Here is a 24,316-nt window from a genome sequence, read left to right on the forward strand (position 1 = left end):
CCACCTTCCTCGCTTTCCTCATCGCACTTCTCGGGTCACTCGGGCTTCATCGGGGGCTGCGCTGGCTCGGGGCGGAGATCTCGGACGATCCTCCTCCGACCGCGGGCAGCGTCTCATCCGATCGTAGGTTCGGACGGACGTCTCCGCGGGCATCGGCACGCGGGCCCGGCACGGTTGAGGGATTTCGCAGGGTGTTCCCCGGCACACTGCCCGGGGAGAGCACCTCGCCGTCGGAGAGCCGGATGTACTCCGGGGTGAGGTCGCGGGTCATCCCGAGTTCCTCGGCGGCCGCCGCGATGTTCTGCGGGCTCTCCCGGTAGGAGATGTCCTCGGTCAGCCGGTCGCGCTCCTCGTGGAGGCGGGCCTGCTCGGCGGTGAGCTGCTCGACCCGGTAGGTGCTGTGCGAGATCGTGATGTTGAGGAGGAGCACGCCGAGGATGCCGAGCACGATGATGCCGACGCAGATCACGGAGAACGGCATCCGGCGCCGGGCGACCTGCGGCACGACGAGCCGCAGCCGCGAGATCTCCTCGTCGCGCAGCGGGGTCGCCGCGCGCCTGCGGGCGGGGGCGGTGTGGACGGCCTGGGCGAGTGGACTCATGATGCCGGCTCCCTCGTCTTGCTCACGGCCCGCAGGCGCACGCTCGCCGCACGCGGGTTGGATTCGATCTCCGCGGCGTCGGCCTTCTCCGCGCCGCGAGTGATCTCCCGCAGCCAGGGCTGCAGGTGGTCGGGCACGACGGGCAGCTCCGGGGGCGCCGCCGAGGTCGTCCCGGCCCTGAAGATCCGCTTGACGATGATGTCCTCGAGGGACTGGTAGGACTCGACCACGGCCACTCCCCCGACGTGGAGGGAATCGAGGACCGCCGGCAGCGCGGTCTCGAGGATCGCGAGCTCGCGGTTGACCTCGATGCGCAGCGCCTGGAAGGTCCGCTTGGCCGGGTGCGAGCGCTTCCGCGCGCCCTTGGGCTCGGGGATCACCCGCTGGAGCATCCCGGCGAGCTGCTCCGAGGTGGCCCAGGGCGTGTGCTCCCGGTCGGCGACGATCACCCGGGCGATCCTGCGGGCGTAGCGCTCCTCGCCGTACTCGGCGATGATCCGGGCGAGATCGGCCTCGGAGTAGGTGTTGAGGACGTCGGCGGCGGTGAGCCCGTCGTCCGGATCCATCCGCATGTCGAGCGGGGCCGGGCGGGAGTAGGAGAAGCCGCGCTCGTCCTCGTCGAGCTGGAGGGAGGAGACGCCGAGGTCGAACAGGGCTGCGGAGATCGCATCGAGACCGTGGGAGGCCAGTGCTGCGGGGATGATGTCATCGGTGCCGTGGACGGGGACGAAGCGGTCCCCGAACGGGGCCAGCCGGGCGCTCGCGATCGCGATCGCCTCGGGGTCGCGGTCGACACCGAGGAGCACGACGTCGTCGAAGGCTGCGAGCACGCCCTCGCTGTGGCCGCCCATCCCGAGCGTGGCGTCGACGACGACCGGGGTGCGGCCGGCGTCCCGGGCGGCATGGATGCCGATCCCGAGGAGCTCGACGCAGCGCTCGAGGAGCACGGGGGTGTGACGGTTCTCGACCACGGTCGCCTCCTCTCGGCGTCGGCACGGACACTGCTGCGATCTCTCACTCGATCCAGAACCTCGCCCGCCCGTCGCCCTGGCACCGGGGAAGTGTGACAGGACCCGTGGCTTCGGAACCGGGGAAGTGTCCCGAAACCTGCGGCGGACGAGGATCTCAACCGAGTGCTCAGATCACTCCGGGAATCACCTCGTCGGTGCGCTCGGCGAATCCCTGCTCCGTTTCGGCCAGGTAGCGCTCCCAGGTGGGGGCGTCCCAGATCTCGACACGGTTGCCCATGCCGATGACCGCGAGGTCGCGGTCGAGCGAGGCGTACTGGCGCAGGATCTGCGGAATGGTGATCCGCCCCTGCTTGTCCGGCTGCTCGGCCGAGGCCCCGGAGAGGAACATGCGCAGATAGTCGCGGGCGTCCTTGCTGGTCATGGGCGCCGCTCGCATCTGCTCGTGGACGGACTCGAACTCCCGGGCGGAGAACAGGGTGAGGCAGTGCTCCTGACCCCGGGTCAGCACCAGTCCGTTCGCGAGCTCCTCTCGAAACTTCGCGGGCAGGATGAGTCGGCCCTTGTCATCGAGCCGCTGCAGATGCGTGCCCAAGAACATGCCGTCTCACCCCTTTCGAAACCCGTCGGCTCCGATGCTGCCCACTGTACTCCACTTTCCCCCACGATTCGCCTCAATTTTCCCTGCATGCGCTTATCAAGTCCTGTTTCTCCAGGTCAACCGCGTGGAGGAAAGTGGGGGAAACGTGGTTGGACACTGCGGGAGCGAGGCGCGGCGGCCCAGTCCGGCAGGGCTCGAGGGCCCCGCGAGCCCGGATTCCCGCCCCGATTCCCGGGGCGGTGGGTGGCCGGGGAGTGAAGTGGGGGATTCCGTGGAGGGAAGTGGGGAGGGCGGTGGAGCGGGGTGGGGCGGGCGCCTCGGGAGGGGTGTGGAGGTGGGTGGGGCGAGGGCCCCGGGAAGGGTGTCGATCACCACCCTGCGGGCACCTCGGGAGCGGTGGGGAGGGAAGTGGATCCGGCCCGAGGTGGAGCGCGGCGGCCGGGTGCGCGACAATGGACGAATGAGCTATCCGAGCGAATCCGACCAGCCCACCTCGCGCCGCGCCGCCCGCACGGGCGGCTACCCCCAGGTCGCCGCCCAGCAGCCGGCCGCCGCGGGCGGGGACTCCCGCCTCATGGCGGGCACCGGGGTCGGCTCCCAGTCGACCGATCCCGCCCTGTCGCAGGTCCAGCAGATCGCCGGGCAGGCCCGGCAGGCGATGAACTCCGTGCTCGAGGGCAAGGACCACGCCGTCCGGCTCGCCCTCATCACGCTGCTGGCCGGCGGGCACCTGCTGCTCGAGGACGTCCCCGGCGTGGGCAAGACGCTGCTGGCGAAGTCGCTCGGCCGGGTCGTCGACGGCTCGGTGCGGCGCGTCCAGTTCACTCCCGACCTGCTGCCCTCCGACGTGCTCGGCGTCAACCTGTTCAACCAGGAGTCCCGGCACTTCGAGTTCCGGCCCGGCCCGGTGTTCGCGAACATCGTCATCGCCGACGAGATCAACCGGGCCTCGCCCAAGACGCAGTCGGCGATGCTCGAGTGCATGGCCGAGTCGCAGGCGAGCATCGACGGCACGACTTACCGGATGCCCGACCCGTTCATGGTCGTCGCCACCCAGAACCCCATCGACATGGAGGGCACGTACAGCCTGCCCGAGGCGCAGCGCGACCGCTTCATGGCCCGGATCTCGATCGGCTATCCGAGCGCCCAGGCGGAGATCGACATGCTCGACCACCATGTCGACCACGACCCGCTCGCCGGTCTCGCGGCGGTGACGAGCCTCGAGTCGATCATGCAGGCGCGCGACACCGTGCGCCGGATCACCGCCACGCCGGAGCTGCGGACGTACATCGTGTCGCTCCTCGAGGCCACCCGCCGGGATCCCGGGGTGGCGCTCGGCGCCTCGCCCCGCGGCGGCGTGCAGCTGCTCCGCGCGGCGAAGGCCCTCGCGGTGCTCAGCGGCCGCTCCTTTGTCACCCCGGACGACGTCCAGTCGCTCGCCGTCGACGTGCTCGCCCACCGTGTGATCGCCAAGGACGACGACGACCCGCAGGCGTCGGCGGAGATCGTGTCCCAGGTCGTGTCGCGCACCCCCGTGCACTGATGCGCCTGACCACTGCGGGGATCGTCTTCACCCTGGCCGGCATCACGCTGTGCGTGGCGGCCTACCGGTTCTCCCTGCCCGGTCTGCTGCCGGCGGGGATCCTGCTGCTCGGGCTCGTGCTGCTCAGCGTGGTCCTCGCCTTCTTCTCCGGCGCCCGGCTCGCCGCGGCGCTCGACGCGCGCACGCGCCGGGTCGACGGCGTGCCCGTGGCCGAGGTCGGCGCGCCGCTCGATCTGCGGGCGACCCTGACCAACCGGACCCCGCTGTCGCTCGGGGCCTTCGAGGTCGAGTTCGTGCCCCAGGAGGGGTTCGGCGAGACGCGCGGTCTGCGGATCCCGGGCATGGGGCCCGGCGGCACGATCACCATCGACGCCGATTTCGCCCCGGCCCGCCGCGGGATGTCCGGGCTGCAGGCGGTGAAGTCCGTCATCGACGGGCCGTTCGGCCTGTGCAGCGTGACGACGACGGTGCACCGGGAGTACCCGGTGGCCGTGTCGACCCCGATCCAGCGGGTCGGGCTGCCGGTCTCGGCCGGGATCGCACGGCCGATGAGCGACAGCCCGCAGGTGGTGCGCGGTGACACGAGCCGCGACTTCCACACCCGCGAGTACGTGCCCGGCGACGACCTCCGCCACATCCACTGGGCCTCGACGGCCCGGGTGGGCGAGCTCATGGTCCGGCAGGAGGCCGAGGAGGAGACCCCCTTCGCCGCGGTCGTCCTCGACACCGCGGACCTCGCCGCCGGCGACCACCCGACCGAGGTGCTGATCTCCGGGGCCGCCTCCCTGACGACCGCCTACCTGCGCGCCGGGTACGACGTCCTGCTCTACGCCGAGGGCCGCCGCGAGGTGCTCTCCGGGCGTCGGGGCGAGGACCGGCTGCGGCTCGTCACCGCCCGCTACTCGGCCGGCGGCCGGGCGCTGCCGGGCGAGCTCGGCTGAGCTCGGCGCAGTCGTCGCCGCGATCGTCTGCGCCCCCTCCCCGCCCGCGCCGACGAGATCGCCGCCCACCTGCCGCGCAAGACCTCCGTCCGCCGACTCACCGCAGACGAGGTCGCGGTCTCCGCAGGGCTCGACTCCGAGCTGTTCAGTCACCGCCTCGCGCTGCCGGAGTCCTGGACGCGCCGCACCCGAAGGAGCCGCCGATGACCGCCGCACCTGCAGCGGCCCCGACCGCCCCGCGCACCCCGCCGATCCTCCTGCCCGCACTCATCGTGCTGCTGGCGATGACGCTCGCGGCGGTGAGCATGACCGCGGTGTTCTCCGACACCGTGTGGCTCGTCCAGGTCCTCGCGATGGTCGCGGTGGTCCTGCTCACCGGCGCCGTGTTCCGCGCCGTCCCCGCGCTGCGCGCCACCGGCATGACGGTGATCGCGCAGTTCGTCGTCGCCGCGCTCGCCGCCGTCTACCTGTGCGTCCCGGACACGCTCGCCGCCGGCGTGCTGCCGAGCGGCTCCTCGTTCGGCCAGCTGTTCGCCCAGCTCGCCACCGGCATCGACGACATCTACAGCACCACCGCCCCGACGCAGAGCACCCCGGGCTTCCGGACGATCCTCACCGTCGGCTTCGGACTCATCACCATGCTCATCGACGGCCTCGTGTCCGACATCCGGGCGCCCAAGGTCGCCGGCATCCTCCTGCTCCTCGTCTACATCATCCCGGTGCTGCTCGCTCCGCGGGAGCTGAAGTGGTGGCACTTCGCGGTCATCGCCGCCGCCTTCCTCCTCCTCATGCTCTCGAGCTATGTCGGGTCCGTGCACCTGCGCTCCCCGGCGACCGCGATCACCGCCGGCGCCCTGGCGCTCGCACTCGGCGTCGGCCTTCCGGTGCTCCTGCCCGACATCGCCGTGCGCCCCGATCAACCGGTCGACGCGCAGGGCGACCTCACGGTGATCAACCCGTTCCTCGACCTCAAGCAGGACCTCAGCACCGACGACGACTCGATGGCGTTCACGTACACCACCGACGACCCGCTCGCCCCGCCGATCCGGCTGACCTCGGTGAGCAATTTCGACGGGACCACGTGGATGCCCGCCGAGTTCGACCTCGACCCCTTCGCCGTCGCGGTCGACGGGATGCCGAGCGCACCCGGCGTGTCCGCCGACACCCGCACCGCCGAGCGACGCACCGACATCAGCATCGTCGACCTCGACCAGCAGCACCTGCCGGCGCCCTACGCTCCGCAGTCCGTCGACGGCGTCTCCCGGCGCTGGATCTACGACGCACAGACCTTGACGATCGTCGGCAACGGCGAGATCACCGCCGGTGCGCAGTACGGTGTCGACTACCTCTCCGTCGAACCCACCGCCGAGGCCCTGCGCGAGGCCCAGCCGGTGTCCGCGACGGAGTTCGAGGATCTGCTCGCGCTGCCGCAGGACACCCCGCAGATCATCGCCGACACCGCCGACCAGGTCACCGCGGGCTCGGAGAACGAGTGGGAGAAGGCCGTCGCGCTCCAGGAGTACTTCCGCTCCGACGAGTTCACCTACTCCACCGATGCGCCCGAGGAGGCCTCCGGCGACGTGCTCGCCGACTTCCTCGAGGACAAGCAGGGCTACTGCGTCCAGTTCTCCGGGGCGATGACCGCGATGGCCCGCTCGCTCGGCATCCCGGCGCGGATCGGCGTCGGATTCACCGGCGGCACCCCGACCGGCGAGGGCGCCTACGAGGTGCGGATCAACCAGGCCCACGCCTGGCCCGAGCTGTGGTTCGAGGGCACCGGCTGGGTGCGCTTCGAGCCCACCCCGGGTGGACCGGCCGGCACTCCCCCGCCGTGGACCGAGGCCGGCGGCTCCGACGACACCGAGGAGACCGCCTCGCCGGAACCCACCGAGGAGCCGACGACCGAGGAGCCGGACCCCGGCACCGAGGACGCCGGTGAGCCGACGGCCGAGGCCACCGAGGACACGACCGGCGGCGACGCCGCATCCTCCGGTCCGTCCTGGCCGCTCATCGCGACCCTCGGTGCGCTCGCACTCGTCCTCCTCGCGCTCCCGGCGCTGCTGCGGCTGCTCGCCGCCGGCCGCCGCCTGCGCGAGCCGCTCGACCCCGAGCGGGTGTGGGAGGAGGTCCGGGCACTCGCCCGTGACCACGGGATGCCGCTGTCGCCGGCGATCACGGTGCACGAGCACCTCGAGCGGCTCGGCGAACTCGTCCCGGGTCCCGAACGCGACGGTCTGGCGGAGATCGGCCGTGCCGTCGACGAGTCACGGTACGCCGGGGCCGTGCGCACCGAGCTCGACAGCGCCCGAGTGCGCTCGACGCTCGGTACCCTGCGCGAGGGTCTGCGGAAGCAGGCCGGGACGGCGGCCGGGGTGCGCGCGCGCCTGTGGCCGGCGAGCGTCTTCGGCCTCCGCTGACCCGAGGTCCACGCTCCCGTCGAGCTGTCATTCATGCTCGATCCCTCCGTCGAACTGCCGTTCGTGCTCGATTCCCGGCCCGGATCTCGAGCAGAGGCGACAGCTCGACGGCGTGAGCGAGCAGAAGCGGCAGGTCGACGGGTCTCGGCGCGCTCGAGCACAGGCGGCAGGTCGACGGAGTGGCCAGGCGACCAAGGGCACGACGCGGATCGGCCCCGGACGGGTGTCCGGGGCCGATCAGTGTCTGCACGGTGCTCGGGTCAGGGGGCGCAGTGGATCATTCGCCGCGGCGGCGCTTGTCCCAGCGGTCCTCGAGGCGATCCATGAAGCCGCCGTTCGCGCCGCCGGCGGCGCTCTTCGCCCTACCCGGCGCACGGGTGGCGGAATCGGCGGCACCGGTGGGCGCCGCGGACGGGGCATCGTTCCCGGCGACCGCCCAATAGCCGCCGAGCACCATGATCGCGAAGCCGATCACCCCGCCGATGACGTTGAAGGGGAGCTCGAAGAGATAGATCGAGGCGACGACCACGGCCGCCCCGGCGATGAGCGCGAGCGCACCGCCGACGAACCGCTTGGCCGAGATCGGCGAGCCGGCTTCGCTGCGCGGCTGCGTGATGTTCTGGGCGAAGCGGGGGTCCTCGCTGCGCAGCTGCTTCTCGAGCTGATCGAGCAGCTGTTGTTCATGGTCCGAAAGCGGCATGCCGGCCCCCTAGTGCACACGCGGAAAACTGAGTATCCCCATCATAGTCCGCCGACGCCGAGTTGGACATCCGGCCGCAGCCATTGGTCCGAATCTCTGACGAACCACTCAGCCTCCCCGGTCGCGCTTCCTCCGCATCAAGGATGCTTGGCTGATCGCCGCGCTCCCGAACCGCTGTCGCACGGCGTCGAGGGCGAGTTCGGCCTCGCGCGGGGAGTGCTCGGGCTCGTCGAGCGTGGACTGGCGCCCGGCGGCGGAGATGTCGACGAGGTCGGCGGCCCGCAGCCCGAGCAGCCGCACCGGCTGCGCGTGCGCCTCGCGGAGCCGGTGGAGGGCCGGCAGCAGCGCCTCGTGAAGCTCGGCGGCGACGTCGGACGGGGCGGCGAGCGTGACCGAGCGGGAGAAGGTGGTGAAGTCCGCCAGCCGGTACTTGAGCCCGACGACCGCCGCCGCCTTGCCCTCGCCGCGCAGGCGGGAGGCCACGGTGTCGGCGAGCCGGAGCAGCTCGAGCTCGAGCACAGCGGGGTCCGCGACGTCGTGCGGGAAGGTGTGCTCGCCGCTGATCGTGTGGTCCCGCGCGGAGCTGTGGACCGTGCGCCCGTCGCGGCCGTGGGCGTAGCCGTGGAGCGTGATCCCCGCGGAGCCGAGGATGCGCTGCAGCCAGGCGGGGTCGGCATCGGCGAGCTGGGCGATCTGCCGGATGCCGTAGCGGGCGAGCACCGACTGCGTGCGGGCACCCACCCCGGGCAGCGCCTCGACCGGCATCGGGCGGAGGAAGTCGGCGACCTCGGCGACGGGGACGACGAGCAGACCGTCGGGCTTGGCCCGGGCCGAGGCGAGCTTCGCCACCACCATGCTGTCGGCCGCACCGATCGACGCGGCCAGTCCGGTGCGCTCCCGGATCGCTGCCCGCAGGTCCGCGGCGATGCGCGCGGGGCGGCCGAGCCGGCGCAGCGCGGAGCTCACATCGAGGTAGCCCTCGTCGACGCTGACCTGCGCGTAGTCCTCGGTGACCGTGGACACGACCTCGAACACCTGGCGGGAGAACGCGCCGTAGCGGCCCTTGGAGGGCGGGATCACCGTGGCGTGCGGGCACAGAGCGACCGCCCGGGACATCGGCATCGCCGCGTGGACGCCGTACTCGCGGGCCTCGTAGCTCGCCGACACCACGACCCCGCGGCCGCTGCGACCGCCGACGATGACTGCGGTGCCGATGAGCTCGGGGCGCTCGAGGAGCTCGACGGACACGAAGAAGGCGTCCATGTCGAGGTGGAGGATCGTGCACCCGGTGTCGTCGGTGCCGAGGGCGGCGAGGTCCCCGCCGGAGCGCGACAGCTGCTTTCGACTCATCTCACCCCTGCCCGGTAAACTCGAGAGCATGATACATCGCATCGCGCTCATGGGCGCCGGACTCGCGACCGCTGCGGCGCTGACCGCCTGCACCGCTCCGGACCCCGTCACGGAGGAGTCCTCTCCCGCGGCGGCCGAGTCCGCCGAGCCGACCGAGGAGGAGCGGACCCCCGGTGTGATGACCACCCAGGGTGCCCTGCTGCCCGATTTCCCGGCCGCGATCGAGCAGCTCCCCGACAGCGAGATCATCTCCTCCTCGCTCGGCACCGTCGACGCCGGGGAGGCCGGACAGTCCGCAGATGCATCCGCCCCGGCCGAGGGCGAGGAGGCCCCCGAGGGCGAGGAGGCGCCGGCCGAGCAGGTCAACGCGGCGCTCGTCATGCGCACCGACATGTCCGAGGAGGACATCCTGTCCTTCTACACCGAGTCCCTCGAGGGCCACGGCTTCGCCGCGGTCGGCGAGGCCGGGTCGAAGGACGGCGTGACCACGCAGGCGTTCCACGCCGAGGGCGACGCGCAGACCGTGTCCGTCTCGATCGGCCCCGACCCCGACGACGAGGCGAAGCGCCTCGTGACCGTCGGCGGCGTGGTCGCTCCGTGAGCCGGCTCACCCCACCGGCCGCCGTCATCGAGCGGGTCGACACCGCGCTCGCCGAGTCACTGAGCGCCGCAGCGGACTCCTTCGCCGCGATCTCACCGAGCGCCGCGGAGCTCATCGACCCGATCCGCGAGTTCACCGCGAAGGGCAAGCGGATCCGCGCGCTCATCACCTGGTGGGGCTTCGAGCTCGGCGGCGGCGACGCGGCTGCGGAGCCCGGCATCGCCCGGGTCGCCGCGTCCGTCGAGCTGCTCCATGCCGCAGCCCTCATCCACGACGACATCATCGACGACTCCGACACCCGCCGCGGGCGTCCGGCCGTCCATGCCGCGCACCGCACCGCGCACGCCGAGCGCGGCTGGGCCGGTGACGCCGCCCTCTACGGCACCGGCGCCGGGATCATCGCCGGCGACCTGTGCCTGTCGCTGAGCGAGGAGATCTACAGCTCCGCCGGGCTCTCCCGGCTCGCGGAGCCCGAGGCCGTCCGCCGGCACGACGACTTCCGCCGCGAGGTCATGGTCGGCCAGTTCCTCGACATCCGGCTCCAGGCCGCACCGGTGGAGCCCGCGGACCTCATCGATCGCGCCCGCGAGGTGCTCACCTACAAGTCCGCGAAGTACTCCGTCGAGCACCCGCTCCTGCTCGGTGCCGCGCTCGGCGGCGCGGACGAGGACCAGCTCGCCGCGCTCGCAGAGTTCGGGCTGCCGCTCGGGCGCGCCTTCCAGCTCCGCGACGACGAGCTCGGCGTGTTCGGGGACCCGCAGGTCACCGGCAAACCCGCCGGGGACGACCTGCGCCAGGGCAAGAAGACCGTGCTCGTCGGCTCCGCCCTCACCCGCCTCGATCCGGACACCGCCGCCTGGTTCGCCGAGCGCCTCGGCGCCGCGGACCTCACCGACGCGGAGATCGGCCGGATGGAGGAGCTGCTGATCTCGACCGGCGCGCTCGCCGCGTTCGAGGAGCAGATCGATGCGGAGACCACCCGCTCGGAGTCCGCGCTCGCCGAGCTCCCGCTCGCCGCGACGGACCGCGCGCTGCTCGAGGCGTACATCCTCCGGCTCACCCGCCGCGCCGCCTGACGCCGGCTCCGCGACGCCGATCGCGACGGCTCGGTGAGCGCGGCGCAGCTCAGCAGTCCGGGGGTCGAGTCAGCCGGGTGGATCAGCTGGCCGGGAGCCGGATCAGAAGGCCAGGGCCTGGGCGCGGCGGCGCACCTCGCCCTTGTTGTTCGCCCGGAGCAGGTCGATCGGCCGCCCGGGCAGCGTGTCGTCGGGGTTGAAGAGCCAGGCGATCGCCGCCTCGGCGTCGTAGCCTGCATCCTCGAGGAGGATGAGGGTGCCCTTGAGCGCCGGGACGGGTGCCTCGCCGTCGATGAAGAGGGTCGGCACCCGGAACACCATCGGGTCTCCGTGCTTGAATCCGGCGATCGCCCGGTCCTCGACCCAGCGCCGCACCTTCGAGATGCCGACGCCGGTGTCCTCGGCGATATCGGGCAGGGTCGTCCATTCCTCTACGAGGGTCTCTGCTGAGCTCACCCGTCCAGGGTACTGCCCGACACGCCGGGCGCGCACGCTCACCCGATTCTGCGCCGTCTCCTCGCTAGGCTGGTCATGACTCCATCCGCAGCTTGTCTTCCCCCTATGAACTGCAGGTCATCGCATGAGCACTCCAGCGACGCGTCCCGCCTCACCGCGGGCCCGACGGGCGTACAGCACTGCCGCCGCGTCCGCGCCCCTCATGGTCGCCGCCCTGCTCGCGGGCACCGCCCCCGCTCAGGCCGCGCACCCCGATGCCCCCGGCTCCCCGCTGCAGCCGGATTCCCGTCCTGCCCCGGCTCCCGGTCCCACTGCACCGCTCGAGGCGGCCGCGGCACCCGTCACCGAGGCTCCCCAGCTTCCCTTCGTCGTCGACGGACCCGGCTTCACCTCGGGCACCACGACCGCCGCGGTCCCGGTGTCCCACGGCGGGCGCACCTACCAGGTGCGGACCGGGGACACGGTGATCTCCATCGCCGCGAAGCACGGGGTGTCCGCCCCCGCCCTGCTCGAGCTCAACCGCCTGCGCGGGAAGGCGGGCGTCCGCCCCGGCCAGGTCCTCTCCCTGCCCGAGCAGGCCTCGGTCCCGGCGCCGGCCGGGCACCGTGTGCGCCCCGGTGATACGCTCGCCGCGATCGCGCACCGGCACGGCACCACCGTCCCGGCGCTCCAGCGGGCGAACGCGATGGGCACCTCGACGGTCCTGCGCACCGGGGAGCTCCTCGCGCTCTCCGGCACCGGCGCATCGAGCCAGCGGCCCTCGCCGCCCGCCGTCATCGACCTCCCCCATCTGCCGCGCGCCTTCGAGGGCCGCGCCTACCCCGCCGCGGTCCACACCGCCGCTCGGATCAACAAACAGACCCTCGCCGCCCGCCCGGCCCCGCACCGGACGGAGATCACCGCGCTCGTCGCCTCGATCGCCCGGCAGCTCGGCGTCGACCCGAGCCTCGCGCTCGCCGTCGCCCAGCAGGAGTCCGGGTTCAATCAGCGCGTCGTGTCCCCGGCGAACGCGATCGGCGTCATGCAGGTCTCGCCGGCCGCCGGGGCCTGGGCGGGACAGCTCGCCGGCCGCGATCTCGACATCCTCGACGCCGCGGACAACATCACCGCCGGCACGGCGATCCTGCGCTGGCTCACCCGCACCGCGGACTCCGAGTCGCAGGCACTCGCGGGCTACTACCAGGGGCTGAGCTCGGTGCAGGAGAACGGACCCTACGCGGACACCCGGCGCTACGTGCGCGCAGTGCAGGTCCAGAAGGACCGATTCAGGACACAGGAGCAGAAATCATGATGGCCCTCCAGGACCCGCTGCTCGGCATCGTGCTCGACGAGCGGTACCGCATCGAGGCGGTCGTCGCCCGCGGCGGCATGGCCATGGTGTACCGCGGCACCGACCTGCGGCTCGACCGCGAGGTCGCGATCAAGGTCATGCACGCCCACCTGCTCAGCGACGACACCTTCGTCGAGCGCTTCAAGCGCGAGGCGATCAACGCCGCGCGCCTCAGCCACCCCAACCTCGTCGCCGTCCACGACCAGGGTCGCGACGGCGACGTCGTCTACCTCGTCATGGAGTACCTCGAGTCGGTGACGCTGCGCAAGGAGCTGGGGCACCGCGGCCGGCTCAGCCCGCGCCAGGCGATCGTCGTCATGGACTCGATCCTCGCAGCGCTCGAGGCTGTCCACGCCGCCGGCATCATCCACCGCGACCTCAAGCCGGACAATGTGCTGCTCGGCACCGACGGCCAGATCAAGCTCGCCGATTTCGGCCTCGCCCGGGCGGTGACGAGCGCGACGACGACGAAGACGCTGATCGGCACGGTCGGCTACGTCGCCCCGGAGCTCGTCACCCGCACGGGAGCCGACGCGCGCACCGACCTCTACACGCTCGGCATCATGTTCTACGAGATGCTCACCGGCTCCCAGCCGTACACCGACGAGGTGCCGATCCAGGTCGCCTACCGTCACGTCCACGATTCGGTGCCCGCCCCCTCGGAATCGCGCGCCGGGATCAGCCCCCTGCTCGACGCGATCGTGCTGTGGGCGACCTCCCGCGAGCCCGACGACCGGCCGGGCGGCGCGAGCGCCCTGCGCACCGCGCTCACCGAGGCGCGGATGTCGCTCTCCGAGGCCGAGCTCGACCTCGCCACCTGCGACGGCGACCCCACCGCCCACTCCCCCGTGCTCACCGCGACGATGGTCATCGACGAGGATCCAGAGCAGCCCGAGCCCAAGGAGCCGCGGGCGCGCACCGACGAGATCCCCTACCTCGCCGACGAGGAGGACGACGACGCGGAGCGGGACGTCGACACCGGAGCCGCACAGGACTCCCGGGTCGCCGCTGCCGGTGCTTCCGCCGGTGCGCACGGGGCGGCGGGTTCCACCGGTCCCGGTCGCACGAAGCGCACCCGGATGCTCGCCGGGTCCGGCGGCGGGCCCCACGGCGGCGCGGGCACCCGTCCGGGCGGTCGCCGCGGGCCGCGCAAGCGGGTCGCCGGAGTGCTCGCCGCCGCTGTCGCGCTCGGCCTCGTGGCCTGGGGCGTGACGCCCACGGAGGAGCCGATGGCAGCGGTGCCCGCCGCGGTCGCCGGCCAGGATCAGCGCGACGCCTCCCGCACCATCACCGATGCCGGGCTCGAGGTCCGCACCCACGAGGTCTTCAACACCGCGGTGCCGGCGGGCAAGGTCGTCGGCACCGAACCGGGGCCGGGCACCGAGCTCGCCCCGGACTCCGTCGTCACCGTGCTCGTGTCGAAGGGCGAGGAGCTGTTCGGCACCCCGGACACCGCCGGCGGCACCGAGGAGGAGGCGCGCACCGCGCTCGAGGAGGCCGGCCTCACCGTCGGCACGGTGTCGCGCGAGCACTCGTCGAGCGTGCCCGACGGCGAAGTCATGTCCCAGTCGGTGGAGGCCGGCGCACAGGTGCCGCCGGGCACCGCGGTCGACCTCGTCGTGTCGAAGGGCGTCGCCCCGGTCACCGTGCCGATCGTCACCGGGCTCGAGTACGACACCGCGTTCGGCAAGCTCACCCGCCTGGGCTTCCTCGTGGCGAAGGAGGAGAAGTACGACGACTCCGTCGAGAAGGGACGCGTGATCTCGCAGTGGCCGCGCGGAGAGAAGGAGGTGGGCCCGGGCGAGCTCGTCATCCTCACCGTGTCGAAGGGCAAGGAGCCCGCCGACGGCGAGAAGAAGGACGAGGCGGAGTCCGAGGAGAAGACGGACTGACTCCGGGTCAGGCGTTCTCGGCGAGGCTGCGGGCGAGGATCTCCCCGGCGCGCCGGGCATCCTCGGCGGACACGTCGAGGTGCGTGACGATCCGCACCGAATCCTCGTCCATGACCGACACCCGCACCCCGGCGGCCTCGGTCGCCGCGGCGTAGGCCTGCGCGTCGAGTCCGGTGGGGCCGAGATCGATGAAGACGATGTTCGTGTCCACGGTGTCCGGGTCGACGACGGCCGGGTCGACCTCGGCGATGGCCCGGGCGATCCGGGCCGCGGCCGCGTTGTCCTCGGCCAGTCGCTCGAGGTTGTGCTCGAGCGCCCACAGGCCGGCCGCGGCGAGGATCCCCGCCTGTCGCATGCCCCCGCCGTAGCGCTTGCGGAGCACGCGCGCCTCGGCGATGAGCTCGGCGGAGCCGACGAGCACGCTGCCCACCGGCGCCCCGAGCCCCTTGGACAGGCACAGGGAGACCGAGTCGGCGAGCGCACCGTACTCCCCCAGTCCGACCCCGGTGGCCGCGGCGGCGTTCGCGATCCGCGCGCCGTCGACGTGGACTGCGACCCCGAGCTCGCGGGTGCGCGCGTGCAGGGTGCGCAGCTGCTCGATGTCGGCGACCCGACCCCCGCCGAAGTTGTGGCTGTTCTCCACCGAGATCACCGCGGTACCCACCTGGTTGTAGCCGCGCGGGCGGCTCACCATGGACAGCGCCTGCGCGGCATCGAAGGTGCCGTCGGCCGACACCCAGGTGCGGGAGGTGACGCCGGCCAGCGCAGCATGACCGCCGCACTCGGCGCGCAGGATGTGCGCGCGGTGGTCGGCGAGCACCTCCCAGCCGCGGGGCACCTGCGCGGCGATGCCGAGCATGTTCGTCATCGACCCCGAGGGGCAGAACAGGCCCGCCTCATGGGACAGCAGCCCCGCCACCTGCTCCTCGAGGGCATTGATCGTCGGGTCCTCGCCGTAGACGTCGTCGCCCACCTCGGCCTCGGCCATCGCGCGGCGCATGTCCGGCGTGGGGCGGGTGACGGTGTCGGAGCGCAGATCGATCATCGGGGCCCTCCCGGGGTGTGTGCGGATGCCGTGGGTGCGGGGCGTCGCGGTCGCGGGGGTTCCCCGCCGGTGCGGTGCTCCGGTCCCGGCCTCGTCAGTGCTGGGTCTTCTGGCGGTCGGTGAGGTACTCCGCGACCTGGAAGGCCATCTCGAGGGACTGGTCGTGGTTGAGGCGCGGGTCGACGAGCGTCTCGTAGCGCCGCCGCAGGCCTTCCTCGTCGATCTCGGAGGCCCCGCCGAGCACCTCGGTGACGTCGTCGCCGGTGAGCTCGATGTGGAGGCCGCCGGGGATCGTGCCGGCGTCGTAGTGGGCGTCGAAGAAGCCGGCGACCTCGCCCATGACGTCCTCGAAGCGACGGGTCTTGTAGCCGGTGTTCGAGGTGATGGTGTTGCCGTGCATGGGATCGCACACCCAGGTGACCTGGGGCAGGCGATCGCCGATATCCCCGAGGAGCTTCGGGAGGCGCTCGCGGATGACCTCGGCGCCCATCCGGGTGATGAAGGTCAGGCGGCCGGGCTCGCCCTCGGGGTCGAGCTTGTAGGCCAGCGCGAGCGCGTCGTCCGCGGTGGCGGTGGGTCCGAGCTTGACGCCGATCGGGTTCTTCACCCGCGACAGGAAGTCGACGTGGGCGGAGTCGAGCTGTCGGGTCCGCTCGCCGATCCACAGGAAGTGGCCCGACACGTCGTAGGGGTCGCCGGTGCGGGAGTCGATCCGGGTGAGAGCGCGCTCGTACTCGAGCAGGAGCGCCTCGTGGGCGGAGAAGAACTGGACGGAGCCGATCGCGTCGAAATCGGCTCCGCACGCGTCCATGAACTTGAGCGCGCGATCGATCTCGCGGGCGAGCTGCTCGTAGCGGTGGTAGTTCGGGTTCGAGCCGAGGAAGCCGCGGTTCCACTCGTGGACGAGGCGCAGGTCCGCGAAGCCGCCGGTGGTGAAGGCGCGGATGAGATTGAGCGTCGACGAGGACACGTGGTAGGCGTCGAGCAGCCGGTTCGGGTCGTGACGGCGCGCCTCGGGGGTGAACTCGTGGTCGTTGACGATGTCGCCGCGGTAGGACGGCAGCGTCACACCGTCGCGGGTCTCCATGTCCGAGGACCGCGGTTTGGCGAACTGCCCGGCCATCCGGCCGATCTTGACGACCGGCAGGGATCCGCCGTAGGTGAGGACGACGGCCATCTGGAGCACCGTCTGCACACGGCGCCGGATGGCGTCGGCGGAGGCGCTGGCGAAGGACTCCGCGCAGTCTCCCCCGGCGAGCACGAAGGCCTCACCGCGGGACGCCTGCGCGATGTGGTCGCGCAGCCGGTCGGCCTCGCCGGCGAAGATCAGGGGCGGCACCTCGCGCAGGCGGTCGAGGACCCCTGCGAGCTCCTCGGCGTCCTGATACGTCGGCTGCTGCAGCGGCTCGAGAGAACGCCAGGCGTCGAGACCGGCGATGGTCTCCTCGCTGGCCTCGGCCTGTCCGGCGGCTTCGTACAGTCGGCTGGTATTCAAGCTCACGGATGTCTCACCTGGTTCGATCGTTGTGATGGGGCGGGCGGGTGCGGGACGTACGGCGGCTCAGGACCGGCCCTCGAAGTCCTCGGGCGACACGTGGTCGAGGAACTCGCGGAACTGCGCGACCTCCTCCTCGTCGGGCGCCGGGGCGTCGATGCCGTTCTCCGCGACGACCTCCTCGGCCGCATAGACCGGGCTGTCGGCGATGAGCGCCATCGCGATCGCGTCCGAGGGGCGCGCCGAGATCGTCTTGCCGGCCTCGGTGCGGAGCTCGGCGAGGAAGGTGTGGTTCTCCCGACCGGTGATCACGACTCGGCTCAGGCTGTCGCCGTGCGCTTCGAGGATGTCGAGCATGAGGTGGTGGCTCAGCGGCCGCGGCGGTGTCAGCCCGCGCTGCACGATCCCGATCGCGTTCGCCTCTGCGGCGCCGATCCAGATCGGCAGGAACCGGGGCAGGTTCACCGCCTTGAGCAGGAGGATGGGCTGGTTGGCGGGGAGCTCGATGCGCACCCCGACGACCTCGACTTCGACAGCGGCCATGGACAGCCCCGCCTCAGGCGGTCCGCGGTCGCTGCTGGAAGATCATCCGGAACTTGCCGATCTGCACGTCGGCACCGTTCTGCAGCTCCACGGAGTCGATGAGCTGCCGGCCCACGTAGGTGCCGTTGAGCGAACCGGTGTCGCGCAGGGTGAATCCGGCAGGGGTGCGGACGAACTCCGCGTGCTTGCGCGACACGGTGACGTCGTCGAGGAAGATGTCGGCGTTCGGGCTGCGCCCGACGGTGACGACATCGGTGTCGAGGAGGATCTGGGCACCGGCGTCCGGGCCGGAGACCACGACGAGCAGCGCATCGGAATCCTGCAGGTGCGCGAGATCCGGGACCGGGTGGATCTCACCGGTGTGCGGGTCGAGGAACCCCTGGAACTGCTGCGAGTCCGCGGGCGCGGCCCGGCCGGAGTCGGTCTGGTGGTCCTGCGGCCCCCCGGCGGCGCCGTAGGGCTGGCCCTGGGAGCCGTACTGACCCTGGTCCTGCGGCTGCTGCCACTGGCCCTGGTCGCCGTAGGGCTGGCCCTGCGAACCGTACTGGCCCTGATCCTGCTGCTGCCACTGGCCGTGCTGCGGCGCCGGTGCACCGATGGGCTGACCGTAGGGCTGCCCCTGGGAGCCGTACGGCTGCTGTGCGCCGTACTGTCCCTGGTCCTGGGGCTGCTGCCACTGACCCTGGTCGCCGGACGGCTGCGCCTGCTGGGTGCCGTAGGCGTGGCCCTGGGAGCCGTTCTGCGGCTGCTGCCACTGCTCCTGGTGCACGGGGGCCTGCTGCCGGCCGTAGGGCTGTCCCTGCGAGCCGTACTGTCCCTGGTCCTGCGGCTGCTGCCACTGACCGTGCTGCGGCGCGGAACCGGCCTGGGCGTGCGGATCGGGCGCGACAGGGGCGTGGTTCTGCGTCGGCGGCTGCGCGCCGCCGTCGGCCTCACCCTGCGGACCGGGCTGCTCGCCCTGGTCCCCGAACGGGAAGGTCTTCGGAGCCCGCTCCTCGTCGGTGCCGCCGTACCAGGGGGCCTGCGGGACTCCGGAGTCGTTCCGGGGGTCGTGCTGCTGGGACATCAGGCTCCCTCGCTTTCCACTTCCTGGCTGTACGTGTCTGCATCCATGAGCGCGTCCGCCTCGGCGGGGCTGCTCATCCTCACCTCGAAGAGCCAGCCGGCGCCGTAGGGATCGGAGTTGACGGTCTCCGGGGTCTCGACGACCTCGTCGTTGACCGTGACGACCTCTCCGCTGACAGGGGCGACGACGTTGGACACACTCTTCGTGCTCTCGATCTCCCCGCAGGTCTCATCTGCGGTGATGGTGTCACCGACGGCAGGCAGGTCGACGAACACGACGTCTCCCAGGGAGTCCTGGGCGAAATCGCTGATCCCGACTCGGACGACGGCGTCCTGCCCCGTACCGGCGACCCATTCGTGATCGCGCGAGTACTTGAGGTCGGCCGGGAAGTCCAACTGAGCCATGTCATCTCCTGCGTCGTGTGGTGGTGCCACCAGCATAGCCGTTCGCCCACCTCAGGTAACATTCGGGCGACGAGTTCGTCACACACCTTATCCGGGTGCTGTTCCGCGGTCGAGCGGGGCGCCGCACCCCTGCTCGGAGACCGCTCGGAGGCCGCTCGCCCGCCGGTCCCGGCTGCGCACCTGACCAGCCATGATGCGGGCGTCGGTTCACGCACCTCCGGGTTCGGATCGCTCCGCGCACCGCCCCTGTTCAGCCGCCGCCCTGGCCGCCATCGTCGCCGTCCTCACCCTCGGCCGGGGCGACCACGCTGTCGATGTCCACCGCATCATGCGTCTCCACGGTGAACGTGCCCCCGCGCTGCTCGATCGTATCGGCAACGCCGCCGGGGATCCGCATCGCCGTGGCCATGGTGTCCGGCTCGCCGATCGCGGTGATGGTGATCGGTCGGCTGAGATCCGCGCCGGCGACGCGCAGCCTGCCGTCCTCGGACTCGGTGAAGTAGGTGTCGACGACCACCCGGGTGCCGTTGATGTCGATCGCCTCGGCCCCGGCATCGCGCAGCTCCTGGACGAAGGTGACGAGGTTCGCCGCGGTGACGACGCCTGCGGAGCCGTCGATCGTGGCGACGATGCCCGGCCCGGTGACGGCGACGGTGCCGGCGAGGATCGACAGTGCCTCGACCCGGTCGCGCGCCTGCTGCCGGGCGGCCTCGCGCTGATTGGAACCGGATTCGAGCTCCTGCTCGTCCCGGCTCAGCTGGGAGGCCTCCGACTCGAGCCGGGCGTTGCGGTCGTCGATGTCGTCGAGCACCCGGACGAGCTCGGTCTCCGAGAGCTGACTGAGGCCGGATTCTTCGGTCTGCTGGATCTGGGCGACGAATGCGAAACCGAGCAGCGCGCAGAGCACTCCGGCGAGCGCCTGGGAGCGCCAGGAGGAGAGACCGAAGGCGGAGCGCAGCCTCTCCCAGGCCTGCTCCCGGGTGCCGGCGTGCTCCGGCTCCGGGTTGGGCCCGGGCGGACCGGACTCCGGTCGCTCCCGCGGATCGAGGTCGCCGGTGCTCATGCCTTGAACAGCTGTCTGCGGATGGCCGCGGCGTTGGTGAAGATGCGGATGCCGAGGACCACGACGACGCCGGTGGATAGCTGCGAGCCGACTCCGAGCTTGTCGCCGATAAACACGATGAGCGCGGCGACGAGGGAGTTGGAGAAGAAGGAGATGACGAAGACGCGGTCGTCGAAGTTCCCGCTGAGCACTGCCCGCAGGCCACCGGCGAGCGCGTCGAGCGCGGCGACCACGGCGATCGGGAGGTAGGGCTGGATGACGGCGGGGACGGCCGGGTCGAGGATGATCCCGAGCCCGATCCCGATGACGAGTCCGATGATGGCGATCACAGAATGGCCTCCGGTCCGGGGTCGGTGCGTTCGGCGAAGCGCGGGGCGGAGACCTCGGCCGCGGGCAGGGTGCGCTCCTCGCGGGAGATCTGCGAGCCGATCCCGTATTCGGTCCGGATCGTCGTGAGGTAGTCGGCTGCGGGTGCGGCGAGGAACCGGTCGCCGAGCTCCTCGTCGCCGATCGCGACGACCTCGTAGGGCGGTTCGAGCGGATCGAAATTCACGAGGATCGCGCTGCCGGCCGAGCGGATGGCCGAGGCCGAGGTGAGCCGGTGGCCGTTGATCGCGATGCCCTGCGCACCGACGGCGTTCAACCCGTTGACGACGATCTGCAGGTCGATGTCCTGCACCCGGTTCTCCGCGGCGGTGGTCTGCCGGGGGTCGTCCTCGGCCTCGGCCCGGTCCTGGTCACGCAGGGTGATGATCGTGCCGGGGCCGGTGAGCTCCTCGGCGCCGGCAGTGCGGGCGAGCGCGTCGAGCTCGCGGCTCTGCTCCTCGGTCAGCGCCGAGCGCTGAGCGGAGGCGAGCGCAGCCGTGCGCTCCTCGATGTCGGAGGCGAGCCGCTCGTTGTCCTGCTGCCGGGACTCGATCTGCCCGGCGAGGAAATCGGCGGTGCCCCGCTCCCCGTCCTCGGTGCGGGTGAGCTGGACGACCGCGACGGTGAAGGTCAGCCCGAGCACGACGGCGACAGCGCCGAACATCATCCGCGATCCGGTGGTGCGGGGCACCTTCTTGCTCGCCGCGATCTCGTAGTCGGGCTCCGGAGTGCGGTTCCACAGGGATTCGAGCAGGGATTCGGAGAACGAGGTGCGGGGCCGGTCGGATTCGCGCGAGGAGATGCGGCGCTCGGCGAAGCGGCGGGCGCGCGCCGGGTCGGAGCGGCGGCTGTGGGAGCGGCGGGTGTCGGAGGCGGCGAGGGCGGCGCGCCTCTCGGAGATCGGCGGCTCCCGGTCGCAGCCTTCTGCGCGTGCTCGGGGGTCCTCGGAGTGCTCGTCCGCCACGCGCCCCTCCTCGTCTCGTCCGTCCCGATGCCGCGTCGATCCCCCATCGTGGCATATCCGGGCCGGTGTCGCACTCAGTCCAGGAGCGCGGACCGGCGGGGTCCGTGCGGATCACGCTGCGGGTGGGTCACACCTCGATCAAGGCGGTGCAGATGCCGCAGGTCTCGAACTCGCGGCGGCCTCAGCGCGCGATGGGGATGAAGAAAGAGGGTGAACTGGGAGAACTAGCGCATCCGGTTCCACCGGGTGGTGTTGTGGCAGCGCGGGCAGTCGCGCAGCGCGCCGGGGCCCTGGGGTCTCTGCCGCTTGCCGAAACCGAAGATGACGAACATCGGGCCAGTCTACGCGTCACCGGCCCGCGGGGTGCCGGCCGTTTTTGCCCGCACGGCGGGCGGGGTATAAGGTTGTCCAGGATCGTTTCGCCGCAGGGCGGACCAATCGGGCTATGGCGCAGCTTGGTAGCGCGCTTGACTGGGGGTCAAGAGGTCGTGGGTTCGAATCCCGCTAGCCCGACAGTGTGATGTCTCAGTACATCGGAAACACCCCGAACCCATGGTTCGGGGTGTTTTTCATTGCTTCTGGTAACGGCGTGTGGGGTCCAGGGTGAGGTCGCGGATGACTTCTCCGGTGGTCTTGTCCACGATCGTGATGTGGCGGTCTTTGATGATGAGGACGACGCGGGTTCGGGCGTGGGTTCGGCCGACGCCGATGGAGTACATGCGGGAGTCGTAGCGGAGGCTGACTTTCCCGGTTCTGTCGATCCGGTCGTGGCGGTAGCGGGTAGTGTCGGCCGGCAGTGGTGAGGGCGTGTCCTTGGGTTTGCTGATGTAGGCGGCGTAGGGGGTGGTCTTCTTCGCGCTCTGAACGCGCTGGGTGTTGTAGATGGTGGCGAACGCGTTGAGTCGGGTGTTGAGCTCTGCGATCGTGGTGGCCGGTTCGGTGGCGGCGAGCCATTTCTTCATCGTCTGTTGGAAGCGTTCGACTTTCCCTTGGGTCTGGGGGTGGTTGCCGGTGCCGTTGCGCTGTTCGATGTCGTGGGCGCGCAGGTGTTTCTCGAAGCGGTTGATGTCGCCGCGGTAGCGGGCGGTGTAGACGAGTCCGTTGTCGGTCAGGGTGGCTGCCGGGAGGCCGTGGCTGCTGGTGGTGCGGGTGAATGTGGATACCACGGTGTTGACGGTGATGCGCGGGTGGGCGGAGATGTGCAGCGCGTAGCGGGAGTAGTCATCGAGCCAGGTGATGACTTCGACGTCGGTGTCGTCGGCGAGTCGGACGTGGGTGAAGTCTGATTGCCAGCAGCCGGTTGCGTCGCCTGAGCTCACGCAGTGTCGCGCGTCAGACTTAGTGGCAGGGCCGTTATGTAGGTCCTGAAGGAGAGTCAGACATGGGTAGACCACCCTCGATTCCGGCGGAGAAGAAGACCCGGATAGTGCTGAGCGTGCTGGCCGGCGAGATGTCCATCGCCGAAGCGGCACGCAAGGAGAAAGTCAGTGAGCAGTCCATCGGACGGTGGAAGGCCGAGTTCCTGGAAGCCGGCAAGACCGCCCTGGTGGCCGGCAGGTCCGGACCATCCTCCCGAGAGGAACAGCTGGAGGCCGAGGTCGCCGAGCTGACCCAGGCCTTGGGCGAGGCACACCTGGAAGCCAGGGTGTGGAAGAAGTCCGCGGAGGGCCGGCTGGGCCCTTCGAGGACCTCGAGGTGATCCGCGTGGAAGCGGGCATGTCGACCGCGAGGTTCTGCCAGCTCTTCGACATGCCCGAGCGGACCTGGCGCCGCTGGCAGGCCAAGGCCCGCACCGGGACGGCGGTGAAGGGACCGTGGCCGTAACCGGCACGGCAGGCCGCCAGGGAACTGGTGGTCAAGCACGCGCTGGCCCATCCGGCGTGGGGGCATCGGAAGATCTGGGCGATGGTCCGCCACGACGGGCATGTTGTTTCCGAGGCGACCGTGCTGCGAATCCTGCGCGACGAGGGGCTGATTCTGCCCGCGCAGTACCAACGGGAGCGACGGAAGCTGGCCGAGCGGCGCAAGGCCGCGTTCGCCACCGAGCCCTCAGGCCCGAACCAAGTCTGGCAGCTGGACTTCAGCGAGTTCGAGACCACCACCGGAGGGACCTGGCGGCTGGCCGGGTGCCGGGACTACTGGTCCAAGTACGAGCACCCCTTCCACGTTTCGCCCACCGGGAACCAGCACGACGCGATCGACGCGATCGAGTTGGCCCTGGCCGACTACGAGGCCATGTTCGGTCACCCGCTGGTCGAGGCCTGCCCGGTCGATCCCGAGACCGGTGAGCTGTTGCCCGTGGTGACCATCGTGACGGACAACGGCGGGCCGTTCCGGTCCTTCCGCTTCGAGTCCTTCATCGCCGCCCACCCCGAGCTACACCACGTGCGCACCCGAGTGAAGACCACGGGGCAGAACGGGTCCCGTGAACGCGGCTTCGGCACGCTGAAGTACGAACGGCTCTACCTGGACGAGATTGACGACGCGATCGTGCTCGCCGAGCGGGCCGAGGACTACCGGATCGAGTACAACGAGCTCCGGCCCCACGAGGCCATCTCATGGAACCGGCCCAAGGAGGTGCACCCGGGGCCTGGCCGACCCCACCACCCCGACATTCAAAACCAAGGAAATCCTGCCAACTACTTGACGCGGGACATGTGCACCCACTAATAGAAACCCCAGGTCAGCAAGCTGCCGACCCCCAGAATCAGACCCCCTGATAAAAGTCAGGTCGACCTCGTTGATCCGCCCGATGAGCCTAGCTGCATGCTGGGGGCTCAGCTCGGAGGTGACCGGCAGGCCCTCATGGTCAAAGACCCAGAGCTCCTCATGGGAGGTGGGCCGACCATGCACCCGTTCGAGGGTGACTTCATCGGCGGTGGCTGCCTCGAATC

Annotated in this window: 24 protein-coding genes, 1 tRNA gene and 1 pseudogene; 11 read left to right on the forward strand and 15 right to left on the reverse strand. The window is 71.1% G+C overall.

The annotated features are described in order from the left end of the window. Positions 1-46: 46 nt before the first annotated feature. The 3 genes from FDF13_RS12660 to mraZ form a co-directional block, all read right to left on the reverse strand. Entirely contained in the window at positions 47-601 is a 555-nt protein-coding gene (locus FDF13_RS12660; RefSeq protein ID WP_137319960.1) for a hypothetical protein, read from the reverse strand. Beyond that, positions 598-1,572: a 16S rRNA (cytosine(1402)-N(4))-methyltransferase RsmH gene (gene rsmH, locus FDF13_RS12665; protein ID WP_137319961.1), complete on the reverse strand. Its 975-nt coding sequence runs from the start codon at positions 1,570-1,572 to the stop codon at positions 598-600. Before rsmH ends, FDF13_RS12660 begins: the two co-directional genes overlap by 4 nt. Before the next feature lie 166 nt (positions 1,573-1,738). Further along, entirely contained in the window at positions 1,739-2,170 is a 432-nt protein-coding gene (mraZ, locus tag FDF13_RS12670) for a division/cell wall cluster transcriptional repressor MraZ (protein ID WP_137319962.1), read from the reverse strand. 574 nt (positions 2,171-2,744) lie between these two features. On the opposite strand from mraZ, the gene FDF13_RS12675 reads away from it, so the two are divergent. From FDF13_RS12675 to FDF13_RS12685, 3 genes are all read left to right on the forward strand, one after another. Continuing rightward, complete coding sequence (locus FDF13_RS12675; protein WP_137320503.1) at positions 2,745-3,713, forward strand: MoxR family ATPase; 969 nt, start codon at positions 2,745-2,747, stop codon at positions 3,711-3,713. Beyond that, positions 3,713-4,654: a DUF58 domain-containing protein gene (locus tag FDF13_RS12680; RefSeq protein ID WP_137319963.1), complete on the forward strand. Its 942-nt coding sequence runs from the start codon at positions 3,713-3,715 to the stop codon at positions 4,652-4,654. Before FDF13_RS12675 ends, FDF13_RS12680 begins: the two co-directional genes overlap by 1 nt. A gap of 203 nt (positions 4,655-4,857) precedes the next feature. Next, entirely contained in the window at positions 4,858-7,071 is a 2,214-nt protein-coding gene (locus tag FDF13_RS12685; RefSeq protein WP_137319964.1) for a DUF3488 and transglutaminase-like domain-containing protein, read from the forward strand. A 277-nt stretch (positions 7,072-7,348) separates the two neighbouring features. Here the strand turns inward: FDF13_RS12685 and FDF13_RS12690 are convergent, their stop codons facing one another. Together FDF13_RS12690 and dinB are read right to left on the reverse strand one after the other, a co-directional pair. Continuing rightward, a complete protein-coding gene (locus tag FDF13_RS12690) occupies positions 7,349-7,771 on the reverse strand; it encodes a DUF3040 domain-containing protein (RefSeq protein WP_137319965.1) in 423 nt (140 codons plus the stop codon). 108 nt (positions 7,772-7,879) lie between these two features. After that, a complete protein-coding gene (gene dinB / locus FDF13_RS12695) occupies positions 7,880-9,121 on the reverse strand; it encodes a DNA polymerase IV (RefSeq protein ID WP_137319966.1) in 1,242 nt (413 codons plus the stop codon). A gap of 28 nt (positions 9,122-9,149) precedes the next feature. Between dinB and FDF13_RS12700 the strand changes: the two genes are divergently transcribed. After that, positions 9,150-9,722 (forward strand): hypothetical protein, encoded by a 573-nt coding sequence (locus FDF13_RS12700; protein ID WP_137319967.1) that lies wholly within the window; start codon positions 9,150-9,152, stop codon positions 9,720-9,722. Beyond that, positions 9,719-10,798: a polyprenyl synthetase family protein gene (locus tag FDF13_RS12705; RefSeq protein ID WP_137319968.1), complete on the forward strand. Its 1,080-nt coding sequence runs from the start codon at positions 9,719-9,721 to the stop codon at positions 10,796-10,798. Before FDF13_RS12700 ends, FDF13_RS12705 begins: the two co-directional genes overlap by 4 nt. Before the next feature lie 102 nt (positions 10,799-10,900). Here the strand turns inward: FDF13_RS12705 and FDF13_RS12710 are convergent, their stop codons facing one another. Further along, on the reverse strand, positions 10,901-11,254 hold the full coding sequence (locus FDF13_RS12710; protein WP_137319969.1) for an Rv2175c family DNA-binding protein: 354 nt from the start codon (positions 11,252-11,254) through the stop codon (positions 10,901-10,903). Positions 11,255-11,378: 124 nt separating this feature from the next. On the opposite strand from FDF13_RS12710, the gene FDF13_RS12715 reads away from it, so the two are divergent. Beyond that, positions 11,379-12,545 carry a LysM peptidoglycan-binding domain-containing protein gene (locus FDF13_RS12715; protein ID WP_254668805.1) on the forward strand — a complete coding sequence of 389 codons (1,167 nt, stop codon included), beginning with the start codon at positions 11,379-11,381 and terminating at the stop codon, positions 12,543-12,545. Beyond that, positions 12,542-14,476, forward strand: a complete 1,935-nt coding sequence (locus FDF13_RS12720) for a PASTA domain-containing protein (RefSeq protein ID WP_137319970.1) — start codon at positions 12,542-12,544, stop codon at positions 14,474-14,476. Before FDF13_RS12715 ends, FDF13_RS12720 begins: the two co-directional genes overlap by 4 nt. A gap of 7 nt (positions 14,477-14,483) precedes the next feature. On the opposite strand, the gene FDF13_RS12725 is transcribed toward FDF13_RS12720, so the two are convergent. The 8 genes and pseudogenes from FDF13_RS12725 to FDF13_RS12760 all read right to left on the reverse strand — a co-directional run bounded on the left by FDF13_RS12725 (position 14,484) and on the right by FDF13_RS12760 (position 21,422). After that, a complete protein-coding gene (locus tag FDF13_RS12725; RefSeq protein WP_137319971.1) occupies positions 14,484-15,521 on the reverse strand; it encodes a low specificity L-threonine aldolase in 1,038 nt (345 codons plus the stop codon). 94 nt (positions 15,522-15,615) lie between these two features. After that, positions 15,616-17,016, reverse strand: a complete 1,401-nt coding sequence (locus FDF13_RS12730; protein ID WP_217494943.1) for a class II 3-deoxy-7-phosphoheptulonate synthase — start codon at positions 17,014-17,016, stop codon at positions 15,616-15,618. A 66-nt stretch (positions 17,017-17,082) separates the two neighbouring features. Next, the gene (locus FDF13_RS12735; protein ID WP_137319973.1) at positions 17,083-17,559 is read right to left on the reverse strand and encodes a bifunctional nuclease family protein; all 477 of its coding nucleotides are present in this window, start codon (positions 17,557-17,559) and stop codon (positions 17,083-17,085) included. 13 nt (positions 17,560-17,572) lie between these two features. Then, positions 17,573-17,869, reverse strand: a pseudogene (locus FDF13_RS15380) (FHA domain-containing protein); the annotation flags it as partial. Between the two features lie 755 nt (positions 17,870-18,624). Continuing rightward, positions 18,625-19,029 carry a glycine cleavage system protein GcvH gene (gene gcvH / locus FDF13_RS12745; protein ID WP_137319975.1) on the reverse strand — a complete coding sequence of 135 codons (405 nt, stop codon included), beginning with the start codon at positions 19,027-19,029 and terminating at the stop codon, positions 18,625-18,627. A gap of 250 nt (positions 19,030-19,279) precedes the next feature. Next, positions 19,280-20,092, reverse strand: coding sequence for a DUF881 domain-containing protein (locus FDF13_RS12750; protein ID WP_137319976.1), 813 nt, complete (start codon positions 20,090-20,092; stop codon positions 19,280-19,282). Beyond that, positions 20,089-20,421 carry a small basic family protein gene (locus FDF13_RS12755; protein WP_137319977.1) on the reverse strand — a complete coding sequence of 111 codons (333 nt, stop codon included), beginning with the start codon at positions 20,419-20,421 and terminating at the stop codon, positions 20,089-20,091. Before FDF13_RS12755 ends, FDF13_RS12750 begins: the two co-directional genes overlap by 4 nt. Then, positions 20,418-21,422, reverse strand: coding sequence for a DUF881 domain-containing protein (locus FDF13_RS12760; protein ID WP_137319978.1), 1,005 nt, complete (start codon positions 21,420-21,422; stop codon positions 20,418-20,420). The genes FDF13_RS12755 and FDF13_RS12760 overlap by 4 nt, the downstream gene beginning before the upstream one ends. Positions 21,423-21,861: 439 nt before the next feature. On the opposite strand from FDF13_RS12760, the gene FDF13_RS12770 reads away from it, so the two are divergent. Beyond that, a tRNA-Pro gene (locus FDF13_RS12770) sits at positions 21,862-21,935 on the forward strand. Positions 21,936-21,991: 56 nt separating this feature from the next. Here FDF13_RS12770 and FDF13_RS12775 read toward each other — a convergent pair. Further along, positions 21,992-22,741 (reverse strand): DDE-type integrase/transposase/recombinase, encoded by a 750-nt coding sequence (locus tag FDF13_RS12775; protein WP_175406975.1) that lies wholly within the window; start codon positions 22,739-22,741, stop codon positions 21,992-21,994. Positions 22,742-22,803: 62 nt separating this feature from the next. Between FDF13_RS12775 and FDF13_RS12780 the strand changes: the two genes are divergently transcribed. From FDF13_RS12780 to FDF13_RS12785, 3 genes are read left to right on the forward strand one after another with little or no spacing between them, the layout of a single operon-like run. Then, positions 22,804-23,121: a helix-turn-helix domain-containing protein gene (locus FDF13_RS12780; protein ID WP_010080477.1), complete on the forward strand. Its 318-nt coding sequence runs from the start codon at positions 22,804-22,806 to the stop codon at positions 23,119-23,121. Next, positions 23,118-23,246, forward strand: coding sequence for a hypothetical protein (locus FDF13_RS15490; protein WP_302630559.1), 129 nt, complete (start codon positions 23,118-23,120; stop codon positions 23,244-23,246). The genes FDF13_RS12780 and FDF13_RS15490 overlap by 4 nt, the downstream gene beginning before the upstream one ends. 27 nt (positions 23,247-23,273) lie before the next feature. After that, positions 23,274-24,092, forward strand: coding sequence for an IS3 family transposase (locus tag FDF13_RS12785; RefSeq protein ID WP_254668806.1), 819 nt, complete (start codon positions 23,274-23,276; stop codon positions 24,090-24,092). Positions 24,093-24,316: the final 224 nt, after the last annotated feature.

This window comes from Brevibacterium sp. CS2 (assembly GCF_005280295.1).
Lineage (GTDB): Bacteria > Actinomycetota > Actinomycetes > Actinomycetales > Brevibacteriaceae > Brevibacterium > Brevibacterium pityocampae.